Source organism: Kitasatospora arboriphila (assembly GCF_039528095.1).
Taxonomy (GTDB): Bacteria; Actinomycetota; Actinomycetes; order Streptomycetales; family Streptomycetaceae; genus Kitasatospora; species Kitasatospora arboriphila.
In genome coordinates, this window is record NZ_BAAALD010000106.1 from 14,607 (window position 1) to 25,528 (window position 10,922).

10 protein-coding genes are annotated in these 10,922 nt (G+C 75.9%); 7 read left to right on the forward strand and 3 right to left on the reverse strand.

The features are described 5' to 3' along the window. Positions 1–116 precede the first annotated feature (116 nt). A complete protein-coding gene (locus ABD353_RS33845) occupies positions 117–1,145 on the forward strand; it encodes a S66 family peptidase (protein ID WP_344627529.1) in 1,029 nt (342 codons plus the stop codon). An 18-nt stretch (positions 1,146–1,163) separates the two neighbouring features. Here the strand turns inward: ABD353_RS33845 and ABD353_RS33850 are convergent, their stop codons facing one another. Beyond that, positions 1,164–2,507, reverse strand: a complete 1,344-nt coding sequence (locus tag ABD353_RS33850; RefSeq protein WP_344627530.1) for a cytochrome P450 family protein — start codon at positions 2,505–2,507, stop codon at positions 1,164–1,166. A gap of 242 nt (positions 2,508–2,749) precedes the next feature. Here ABD353_RS33850 and ABD353_RS33855 point away from each other — a divergent pair, with 242 nt between their 5' ends. From ABD353_RS33855 to ABD353_RS33880, 6 genes are all read left to right on the forward strand, one after another. Further along, entirely contained in the window at positions 2,750–3,694 is a 945-nt protein-coding gene (locus ABD353_RS33855) for a deoxyribonuclease IV (RefSeq protein ID WP_344627531.1), read from the forward strand. Next, on the forward strand, positions 3,691–4,437 hold the full coding sequence (locus ABD353_RS33860; RefSeq protein WP_344627532.1) for a TVP38/TMEM64 family protein: 747 nt from the start codon (positions 3,691–3,693) through the stop codon (positions 4,435–4,437). The genes ABD353_RS33855 and ABD353_RS33860 overlap by 4 nt, the downstream gene beginning before the upstream one ends. A gap of 130 nt (positions 4,438–4,567) precedes the next feature. Continuing rightward, entirely contained in the window at positions 4,568–5,077 is a 510-nt protein-coding gene (locus ABD353_RS33865) for a DinB family protein (protein WP_344627533.1), read from the forward strand. Positions 5,078–5,356: 279 nt separating this feature from the next. Beyond that, entirely contained in the window at positions 5,357–5,752 is a 396-nt protein-coding gene (locus ABD353_RS33870) for a cell division protein SepF (protein ID WP_344627534.1), read from the forward strand. Between the two features lie 147 nt (positions 5,753–5,899). After that, the gene (locus ABD353_RS33875) at positions 5,900–6,454 is read left to right on the forward strand and encodes a TetR/AcrR family transcriptional regulator (RefSeq protein ID WP_344627535.1); all 555 of its coding nucleotides are present in this window, start codon (positions 5,900–5,902) and stop codon (positions 6,452–6,454) included. Continuing rightward, a complete protein-coding gene (locus tag ABD353_RS33880) occupies positions 6,451–8,103 on the forward strand; it encodes an MFS transporter (protein WP_344627536.1) in 1,653 nt (550 codons plus the stop codon). Before ABD353_RS33875 ends, ABD353_RS33880 begins: the two co-directional genes overlap by 4 nt. A 52-nt stretch (positions 8,104–8,155) precedes the next feature. On the opposite strand, the gene ABD353_RS33885 is transcribed toward ABD353_RS33880, so the two are convergent. Next, on the reverse strand, positions 8,156–9,469 hold the full coding sequence (locus ABD353_RS33885) for a hypothetical protein (protein ID WP_344627537.1): 1,314 nt from the start codon (positions 9,467–9,469) through the stop codon (positions 8,156–8,158). Between the two features lie 254 nt (positions 9,470–9,723). Then, positions 9,724–10,731 carry a citrate/2-methylcitrate synthase gene (locus ABD353_RS33890; protein WP_344627538.1) on the reverse strand — a complete coding sequence of 336 codons (1,008 nt, stop codon included), beginning with the start codon at positions 10,729–10,731 and terminating at the stop codon, positions 9,724–9,726. Positions 10,732–10,922 lie beyond the last annotated feature (191 nt).

The following is a 10,922-nucleotide window of genomic DNA, read 5'->3' on the forward strand; positions in this document are numbered from 1 at the left end:
GCACCACAAGGTGGGTGCACCACTAGGGGCGCGTGGGGGCACCTCACGCGCCCCTGGCATCGCCGCCCCCTGAATTGCCCCGCCCTCGCACCGCTGCGGGTGCCATGATCACCGGCATGCCGATACGTTTCCCGCAGCCCCTGCTCCCCGGCGACCGGATCGCCGTGACCTCTCCCTCCAGCGGTGTCCCCGAGAACCTCCGCAAGCGCCTGGACGTGGCCGTCCGCACGGTCGAGGACCGCGGCTTCGAGGTCGTCCTCGGCCGCTGCACGGACGGATCCGGGCACGTCAGCGCGCCGGCGGCGGAGCGCGCGGCCGAGCTGACGGACATGCTGACGGACCCGGCCGTGCGGGCCGTGGTGCCGCCGTGGGGCGGCGAGACCGCGATCGACCTGTTGCCACTGCTCGACTGGGACCGCATCCGCGCCGCCGAGCCGGCCTGGCTGGTCGGCTTCTCCGACCTGTCGACCGTGATGACCCCGCTCACCCTGCGGACCGGGATCGCGACCCTGCACGGCAACAACCTGATGGACACCCCGTACGAGGTGCCCGAGGGCCTGCTGTCCTGGCTGGACGTCGTCTCGCTGCCGGCGGGCGGCCGCTTCGCGCAGACCCCGCCCGACCGCCACCGGGTGAACGGCTGGGTCGACTACGCCGAGTTCCCGGAGGTCCGCGAGCTCGTCCTCGACGGCCGGGGCACCTGGACCCGCCTCGACGGCGACGGCGAGCTGGACGTCGAGGGCCGGCTCGTCGGCGGCTGCATCGAGACCCTGTGCAACATCGCGGGGACGCCCTACGGCGACGTCCCGGCCTTCGCCCGCGAGCACGCCCCCGAGGGCCTGCTGGTGTACGTCGAGGCGTCGGGCGACGACGCCTACACGATCTGCCGCAACCTGCACGGGATGCGGCTCGCCGGGTTCTTCGACGCCGCCAACGCCGTACTGGTCGGCCGCACGGCCGCGCCCGACGGACGGTCGCTGACCCAGCACGAGGCGGTGCTGGACGCCCTCGGGCCGCTCGGCGTGCCGATCCTCGCGGACGTCGAGTGCGGCCACGTCCCGCCGTACCTGCCGATCGTCAACGGCGCCCTCGGCCGGGTCGTGCACACCGCCGACCGCCGGGCGCTCGTGCAGACCCTGGCCTGACGGGACAACCGCCGGCCCTCACACCCGCACCGGCAGCGCGGTCAGGGAGCGGCTGCGCAGCGACCGCCGCCGGGTGAGGACCGCGGGGTCGGCGTCGAGGGCCAGCCGCGGGAAGCGGCGCAGCAGCGCCCCGACGGCGATCTCGTTCTCCGCCCGGGCCAGGGCCGCGCCGGCGCAGAAGTGCGGGCCTCGGCCGAAGGCGAGGTGCGGCGGGCCCTGGCGCGCCGGGTCGAAGGCGTCCGGATCGGGGACGTGGGCGGGGTCGCGGTTGGCCGCGGCCCAGGACAGCCAGACCCGCTCGCCCGCGCCGATCCGGGTGCCGGCGACGGTGAGGTCCTCGGTGGGGAAGCGGCGGACGGCCAGCATGGCCGGCGGGTCCCATCGCAGCACCTCCTCGGTCACGGCCGGCAGGCCCAGCCGCCCCGCACGGACGGCCGCCAGGTGCTCCGGCCGGGTCAGCAGGGCCAGCACGGTGCCGGAGATCAGGGCGACCGTGTTGTGGTAGCCGGCGAAGAGCAGCAGGAAGGCCATCGCGAGGAGCTCCCGTTCGGTGAGGCCCGGCTCCCCCGCCGGGCACTCCCCCACCGGGCCGTCCCCCACCCGGCTGTTCGCCACCCGGCTGTTCCCCGCTGGGCACTCCCCCGGCTGCCCCTCCCGTTCGGCGGCGATCAGTTCGGACAGCAGGTCGTCGCCCGGTGCGGCCCGCTTGTGGGCGATCAGCTCGCCCAGGAAGCCGTGCATGGCCCGCATCGCCTCGCGCGAGCGTCCGGGGGCGCCGGGGTCGGGCGAGAGCAGGGTGTCCGTCCAGGCCCGGAAGTCGACCCGGTGTCCGGCCGGGACGCCCAGCAGGTCGCAGATCACGGCGACGGACAGCGGGGCGGCGAGGTCGGCGACCACGTCCCCGCGGCCGCGGGCCTCGACCGGGTCGAGCAGTTCCTCGACCGCACGCCGGATCGGTTCGCGCAGCGCCTCGGTGCGCCGGGGGCCGAGTGCCGCGGCGACGAGGCGGCGCAGCCGGGCGTGGTCGGTGCCGTCCCGGTTGAGCAGGTGGGCGTCGAGTTCGGGCGGCAGGGAGTCGCCGGCCGTGCCGCGGCTCCGGGCGTGCCGCTTGTCGAGGGCGAACCGGGGATCGGCGGCCGCCTCGCGGACCTGCTCGTACCCGGTGATCAGCCAGACCGGCGCGGCGTCGGGGGCGACCGCCCGGTGGACGGCGCCGCGGCGGTGCAGGGCCGCGCAGGCACCGTGCGGGTCGGTCAGGAAGGCCCCGTCCAGTGGGACGGGCTCGTCGGCGGGCGGCAGCACCGCGTCCTCCTCGGTCTCGGCACGGCACACCGCCGACGGGGCGACGTGCGACGGCAGCATGTGCCGCGTCAGGCAACCTCCGCCCCGTCGCGACGCCCGGCACGCACTCTCGCCGCACCGGCCGGAAGTCCGAGTACGTCCAGTACGAGGACTTCCGGCCGGCACGCCGACAGCACGCACCGGACGCCGCTCCTTGACGGGCGGAGGTTGCCTGACGCGGCACATGATCGCAGAGCCGGCGGCGGGCCGGGGCCGGTCGGCGGATTTCCGCCTGCGGGGCCGGATCGGGCATGCTCGCCGCCATGGACCTCCCCGTCGCCGTCCCCGCGCAGCGCAATCCGGTCGGCGCCCACGTGCCGGTGGCGGGCCGCGGGCTGGTCGGCACCGGGCTGGCGTACGCGGCCCGGGTCGGCGCGGAGGCCGTGCAGGTCTTCGTCGCCAACCCGCGCGGCTGGGCCACCCCGCCGGGCAATCCGCGGCACGACGAGGACTTCCGCACGGCCTGCGCCGAGCTCGGCATCCCGGCGTACGTGCACGCCCCCTATCTGATCAACTTCGGGTCGGAGTCGGCCGTCACCCGGGAGCGCTCGGCCGAGTCGCTGCGGCACTCGCTGCACCGTGCGCACGCGATCGGCGCCCTGGGCGTGGTGGTGCACACCGGTTCGGCGCTCTGCGGGCCGCGCTCAGCGGCGCTCGCGCACGTCCGCTCGCACGTCCTGCCGCTGCTGGACGAACTCGGGGCGTTCGGCGCCGGTGCCCCGCAGCTGCTGCTGGAGCCGACCGCCGGCCAGGGCAGTTCGCTGTGCGGGCGGATGTCCGACCTCGCCGACTACACCGACGCGCTGGACGGCCACCCGCTGGTCGGGGTCTGTCTGGACACCTGCCACGCCTTCGCCGCCGGGCACGACCTGGCCGCCCCGGGCGGGACGGCGGCCATGCTGGCCGAGCTGACGGACGCGGTCGGACCGGGCCGGCTGAAGCTCGTCCACGCCAACGACTCCGAGGACGTGCTCGGCGCCCGCAAGGACCGGCACGCCAACATCGGGGCGGGCCACATCGGGGCGGACGCCTTCGGCGAACTGCTCGCCCACCCGGACACCGCGGGCGTCCCGCTGATCATCGAGACCCCGGACGGCCGGCACGACCCCGACCGGGTCGAGGGTGCCCGGCACGGCCAGGACATCCGCCGGCTCAAGGAGCTGCGCGCGGCCGCGGGCGCACCGGCCCTCACGGGCGTTCCGGCATGAGCGACGCAGGGCCGGCAGCCGCGCAGGACGTGCAGCAGGACGTGCAGCAGGACGTGCAGCGGGACGACCAGCGGGACGACCAGCGGGACGACCAGGAAACCGAACGGGACCGCCGGACCGGCCGGCTGCGGCCGGTGCTGCTGGTGCTGGTGCTCGCGGCGGCGGCCGCCTCGCTGCTGCTGTGGAGCCCGGTCGACGCGCTGGGCGGCGGGCACGGGCCCTGGCGGCTGCCGATCGCGCTGGCGGTGTACACCCTGGGCACGCTGGCCTTCGTCCCGAAGCCGGCGCTCAACGCGGCCGCCGGGCTGCTGCTGGGCACGGCGGTGGGCCTGCCGCTCGCGGTCGCCGGGACGACCCTGGGCGCGGCCGCGGCGTTCTGGCTCGGCCGCACCCTCGGCCGGGACGCGCTCCGCCCGCTGCTGCGCGCCCGGGCGGCGGCCGCGGTCGAACGGCGGCTGACCGAGCAGGGCTTCCGCAGCGTGCTGCTGCTGCGACTGGTGCCGGGCGTGCCGTTCCAGCCCGCCAACTACGCCTGCGCGCTCTCCGGTGTGCGCCCGGCGCCCTACCTCGCGGCGACCGCCCTCGGGGTGCTTCCGGGCACCGCGGCCTCGGTGGTGGCCGGTGCGAGCGCCACCTCGCCGACCTCGCCGGCCGTCCTGCTGTCCACCGGCGCGGTCGTGCTGATGACGGCGGTGAGCGGGGTCTCACTGCTCCGCGCCCGCCGGGCGGCCGCCGCGGGCTGATCCGCGGGGCAGCTCCGCCGGCGGGCCGGCCGGGGCCGCGGCGCGCCGACGCGCCACGGACCGGGTGCCGGGCGCGACACGCCCGATAATCGGTGGCAGTCGTTCCCGACGCTGCCTCAGGATGTCCGGCATGACGACCGAACGCATCGAGCCGCCCTTCGCCGCCGACGAGACCGCCATGCTCACCGCCTGGCTGGACTACCACCGCGCCACCCTGCTGCTGAAGACCGAGGGCCTCGGCCACGACCGGCTCCGCGAGCGCTCGGTGCCGCCGTCCTCGCTCAGCCTGCTCGGCCTCGTCCGGCACATGGCCGAGGTGGAGCGGTACTGGTTCCTCTCCGTCCTCCAGGGCCAGGAGTTCGAGGAGGGCATCTTCTGGACGAAGGACGACGAGGACGGCGACTTCAACCAGGTCGACACCGCCGACGTGGAGGCCGACTTCGCGACCTACCGCACCCAGGTCGAGCTGGCCCGGGCGGCCGCCGCCGGGCTGCCGCCGGAGACGGTGGGCAAGCGGCCGCGCAGCGGCGAGGAGGTCACGCTGCGCTGGATCCTCGTCCACATGATCGAGGAGTACGCGCGGCACAACGGACACGCCGATCTGATCCGCGAGCGGATCGACGGCGCCACCGGGGAGTGAGCAGGGGTTGACGCCGTTACAGCTTCGTTGACGGATCGTCAACTTCCCGAAGCTGCCTCCCCATATGGTCTACACACGGAACCGTCCGGCGACCTGCGGCGTCGCACCGGTTGTCGGGATCACCCGGCGATCGGGCGCGCCACGACCCGGACGGCGGTCGCGTGCGGGCACCGAACCGGTGATCAGTGCGATACTCGGACAGTTCCAACAAGTGGATGACGTGTCAAAAAGACACGCCCACGGGGGGCGCGTACGGGTCGGGAGAGGGAGGCGCGGCAAATGGGAGCACTTCGCGACGAGCACCACAACGGGTGGCTGATGCCCTCCGGCAACTACCCCGCTGCGGCGTACGACGACGCGTGGGACACCGAGGACACCCTGCCGTCCGTTCCGGCGCCCGCGGCGAAGATCGTGTCGCTGAAGCCGACCGGCTTCGAGGCGGCCCGCACCGTCGGCGAGCACCTGCGCACCGGCACGCCGGTCGTGATGGACCTGAGCGAGATGGAGGACCCCGAGGCGAAGCGCATGATCGACTTCGCCTCCGGCCTGGTCTTCGGCACCCGGGGCGGCATCGAGCGGATCGCCCGCCGGGTCTTCCTGCTCACCCCGCCGGACGTCGAGGTGACGGTGATCGACCGCCCGCTCGACAGCAGCGGCTTCTACAACCAGAGCTGATCCACCCCTCCCCGACCGGGGGCGGCACCCGCCGTCCCCGGTTTTCTGTTGCCCGGAACCGGCCGTGCGGCGGCACGGACCCGTCTCAGGCAGGATTCGGTGCTCACATATGAGACATCCATGTCTCACGTGCTCTACACTCGGCTCATGGCCACCGATCGCGACTCCGTCCTCGAGGCAGCCGTGGGCGTGCTCTCCCGCCGCCCCACCGCCCACCTCGACGAGATCGCCCGCGCCGCCGGGATCAGCCGTGCCACGCTGCACCGGATCTTCCCGGGTCGCGAAGCGCTGATCCGCGAGGTCGGCATGCTCAGCCTGCGGAAGTTCGCGGACGCCTGCGACACCGCCGTGATCGAGGACGGGCCGGCGGACGCCGCCCTGCGCAGGCTGGTCGACGCCGTCGTCCCCGACGCCGCGCTCTGCGCCTTCCTCGCCGGCGAGAACCAGCTCTACGACGACCCCGAGATCAACGACCTGTGGGAGGCGCAGGACGCCCGCGTCCGCGCGCTCTTCCTCCGCGGCCAGCAGCAGGGCGTCTTCCGGATCGAACTCGCGGCCGGGTGGCTCAGCGAAGCCTTCTTCGACCTCGTCGCCGGGGTCGGCTGGGCCGTCCAGGACGGACGACTGGCCCCGCGCGACGGCGCGTACTCGCTCACCGAGCTGTTCCTCGGCGGAGCCCTCAGGAGATCGGAACCCTCATGACCGGCACACACGTCCAGGCCCGTGCGCAGCACCGCTGGGCCGGCCTGGGCGTACTCGTCCTGGCCGTCACCCTCGTCGCCCTCGACGCCACCGTGCTGTCCCTCGCCATCCCGTCCATCAGCGAGACGCTCCGCCCGAGCGGCACCCAGCTGCTGTGGATCGGCGACGCGTACTCCTTCGTCCTCGCCGGGCTGCTCGTCAGCATGGGCGCGCTCAGCGACCGGATCGGCCGCAAGCGGCTGCTACTGTTCGGCTCCACCGCCTTCGGCGCGGCCTCGCTGCTCGCCGCCTACGCGCCGAGCCCCGGCTGGCTGATCCTGGCCCGCGCCCTGCTCGGCGTGGCCGGCGCGACCATCATGCCGTCCACCCTGTCCCTGATCCGCGCGCTGTTCCCGGACGCCCGGGAGCGGGCCACCGCCATCGGCATCTGGGGCGCGGGCGCCACCGCCGGCGCCGCCCTCGGCCCGCTGATCGGCGGCATGCTGCTGGAGCACTTCTGGTGGGGCTCGGTCTTCCTGCTCAACCTGCCGGTGCTGGTCCTGCTGCTGGCGTTCGGCGCCTGGCTGCTGCCGGAGTCCCGCGACCCGCGGCCGGGCCGCTGGGACGTCGCCAGCGTCGCCCTGTCGATGGCCGGTGTGATCGGCGTCGTCTACGCGGTCAAGGAGGCCGCGGCGCACGGCCCGTTCGAGCACTGGACGGTGCCCGCCGCGTTCGTCGTCGGCGCCGCCGCGCTGGTCCTCTTCGTCCGCCGGCAGCTGCGGCTGGAGACCCCGCTGCTGGACGTCCGGCTGTTCGCCGACCGGCGGTTCACCGCGGCCGTGGTCGCCACCCTGACCTCGCTGATCGGTCTCTCCGGCGTGATCTTCTTCATGTCGCAGTACCTGCAGCTGGTCCGCGGGCTGTCCCCGCTGTCGGCCGGCATCGCCGAACTCCCGGCCTTCGCCGGCGCGGTGGTCGGCGGCCTGCTGACCGCCCGCGCGGCCCGCCGGTTCGGCACCCGGGCCACCCTGACGGCCGGCCTGCTCGCCATGGGCACGGGCATCGCCGTCCTCGGCCTGATGCACCGCGACAGCACCTACCTGCTGCTCGGCGCGTCCTTCCTGGCCGTCGGCACCGCCGAGGGCGTCGTCTACACCCTCGCCTCCGACCTGGTGCTCGGCGCCGCACCGGCGGAGAAGTCCGGCGCGGCCTCCGCCGTCTCGGAGACCGCCTACGAACTGGGCACCGCGCTCGGCATCGCGCTGGTCGGCTCGGTGGTCACCGCGATCTACGCCGGTGCGGTGACCGTCCCGGCCGGGGTGGACGCGGCCGCCGGCGAGCAGGCCCGCGAGTCGATCGGCGGCGCGGTCGAGACCGCGGCCGCCCTGCCCGGCCCGCTCGGCGCCCGCCTGCTCGACGACGCGCAGCTCGCCTTCGTGCACGGCGTCAACGTGGCGGCCTGGCTCTCCGGCGCCCTGCTGCTGGTCGCCGCGGCCACCGGCTGGTGGCTGCTGCGCACCCGGCACGGCCGCGGCCCGACCGCACCGGCCGCCACGACCGACACCGCGGACACGGCCATGGACGGCGCCGCCACCGACACGGCCACGGCCACGGCCGGCGCCAACGCCGGTGAACGGCCCGGGGCACGGGCGGCCGAGAAGGTCTGCTGACCCCGGCAGCACGCGGCCGGGGCTGGTCGGCCGTCCGACCCGCCCCGCCGGTTCAGGCGAACTTCGAGCTGGGCACCGGGCCCGCCGACCGCACCCGGTCGCGCGGCCCGGTCAGCCAACTCCCCCGGACCCGGGCGGCGAAGGCCGCGAGCAGCTCGTCCGGGTCGGCGGGGGTGGCACCGTCGCCCTCGTCGGGCTCGGGCTCGGCGGCGCAGATCTCCTCGGCGAGCTCCTCGGCCGTCCGGTCGTCCGCCGGGGTGCGCTCGGGTTCGCCCGAGTCGCCGATCCGCAGCGACGGCTCCCAGGGCGCGACGACGTGCTGCACCAGCAGGGTGCAGACGTCCGCCGAGACCGCCGGGGTGTCCGTCCAGCAGGTGGCGTGCTCGAACAGCACCTCGCCGTCGGCCCGGTCGCGCAGCGCCGACAGCACCTCCGGCTCGCACGCGTTCAGGTCGTACGCCACCACCAGGGTGTCCGGGGTGCCCGGCCGGTAGGGGGCGGCGGGCAGGCCGAGCAGGCGGGCGGCGGCGAGGCCGAGGGCCCGGCTGCCGCGGTCGGGCCGCAGCGCCACCGAGGCCGGCCGCCGCCCGGTCGCCTCCAGCACCACCGCCAGCCGGTCGAGGCCGCGGCGGCAGGCGTCGAAGCCGTCCTGGTAGAAGGCCCAGCGACCGGTCATGCCGTCGGCGAAGCCGTAGGGCGAGAGGGTCGCCAGCAGGCCGCCGGTCAGCGTGTAGTGCCAGCCGCGCAGGTCGCGGCGGTCGGCCGGGGTGGCGTCCGCGGAGCGGCGCAGCGTGCGGCGGACGCGGTCCGCCGCCGGGCGCCAGGTCTCCGAGGGCTCGCCGAGGCCGGCGAACACCCGGCCCGCGGTGTCGAGCCGGCCGTCCATCAGGGCGTTGTGGACCAGCAGGTAGCGGCCCGGCCAGTCGGTCAGCAGACCGTCGTGCTCGGTCAGCAGCTCGACGGCGGCCGCGTGCCGCTGCTCGTCCTCCAGCGCGACGGCGAGTTCCAGCAGGATCTGCTGCGGAGCGGTCCGCGTCTCGGGTGCGCGGCGGAACAGCCCGCCGCGGCGCGGCGCCAGGGCCAGCCGCAGCGCCTCCCGCAGGGCGGGCACGGCGAGGTCGGACACCCCGCGCTCGATGCAGGCGTAGCCGTAGGCGTAGAGCACGTCCGGCCGGTCGGCGTGGGCGGCGACGGCGGCCGACGCCTCGGCGAGGTCCTCGAATCCGGCGCCCTCGGCGAGCCGGCGGACGAGCGGTGCGCAGTCGGCGGGCGCCAGCGAGTCGGCGGCGTGCCGGAGGGTGCGCATGGCGCCCTGCGGATCGCCCGAGTCGAGGAGGTCCCGGGCCTTGGCGAGTTCGGTGGTCATGAGTCTGCTCCGGAGTGGACGGGCGGGCACCCACGTCCCGCCGGGCTGGGCCTTGCGGCGGGACGTGGAGCACGACGGCGCGTCGCGTGCGGTGCCGCCGCCCCTCGGGGCTGCGGCACGGCGGCGGTCATCGGGACGGGCGGCGGCCGCCCTTCCGGTCGTGGTCACACATGCAGGCGATCATGTCGGCCGTCCTCCGCCCGGGGCAATCGGTTTTCCTCCCGTCCCGTCGCCCGGTCGACCCCGACGGGCCGTCAGGCGGCGGTCGGGACGGGGCGGCGGGTGCGTTTCTGGTCGAGGATGTGGGCGGACCAGTCGGCGGTGCGGCCGCAGATGGCCAGGGCGGTGAAGAGGTGGACGGGGACGTCGGCGGAGTCGAGCAGGACGGCGGCCCAGTACTCGGGGCCGGCCGCGGTCGTGGCCGGGGCGGCGCCGCCCTCGGCGAGGAGTTCGGCGACGGCCTCCTCCAGCCGGGCCGCGGCCTCGTCGCGCGGGGCGGCCGTCCGCACCGCGGCGGCGCGCAGGGCCCGGGCCCGCCGGGCGGCCGGACCGGCGGCCGGTGCGGCGAACAGCGGCAGTGCCTCCCCGTCGACCAGTGCGGCCCGCGCCACCGCCCGGACGTCCGCACCGTGTTCGGCCTCGGCGACCAGCCGGAGCACGGCGGCCGGGACGGCCCGGTGGCGGGGCCCGGCCATCGCGGCGACCGCGGTGGACAGGCAGGTGGCGACGTCCGCGCCGGTGGAGGCGATCAGCCGGGCCGTGGTGGTGGCGGTGTCGACGGGGTGGACGGCGACGGAGCACCAGTACGCGTCGACGGCGCGGACGTGCTGCGGTTCGGCGGTGCCGCGCCAGCGCAGCAGGAAGCGTTCGGCGGCGCTGCCGCCGGCCTCGATCGCCCAGTGGGGTACGGCGGGCAGGTGCAGGCCGCGGACGGACTGGGCGACGAAGGTGTGGGTGGCGGTGGTGGCGCGTTCGAGGTCCTCCCGGGCCTGTTCGTCGCCGATGTCGTGCAGCGGCCCGAGTCCCCAGGCGGGGCCGAGGCCGGCGAGTGAGTTCTGGGTGTCCACCCGGACGTCGCCGTGGCGGACGGGCAGGGTGAGCGGCTCGCCCGGGCCGAGTCCGGGCCAGGGTCTGCCGTCGACGAGGATCCCCCAGACCTCGTCGAAGGTGTGACGGCCGATCAGTTCGGCGGGATCGAGGGCGGCGGGGTCGAGGGCGGTGAGGGCCGGCGTGGTGGGGTCGGGAACGGTGAGGTCGGGCATGGGGCGACTCCTCGGTGCGGACCGGCTGCTCGGTCCGGGTGGTGCGGTCCTGGTCGTGCCTGGTCGTGCCTGGTCGTGCGGTCCTGCCGGTGCGGTGGTGCGGGTGGTGTGGGGGGGGGGGGGGGCCCCCCCCCCGGGGGGGGGGGGGGCCCCCCCCGGGGGGCGCGGCCCGGGGCGGGGGGGGGGGGGGC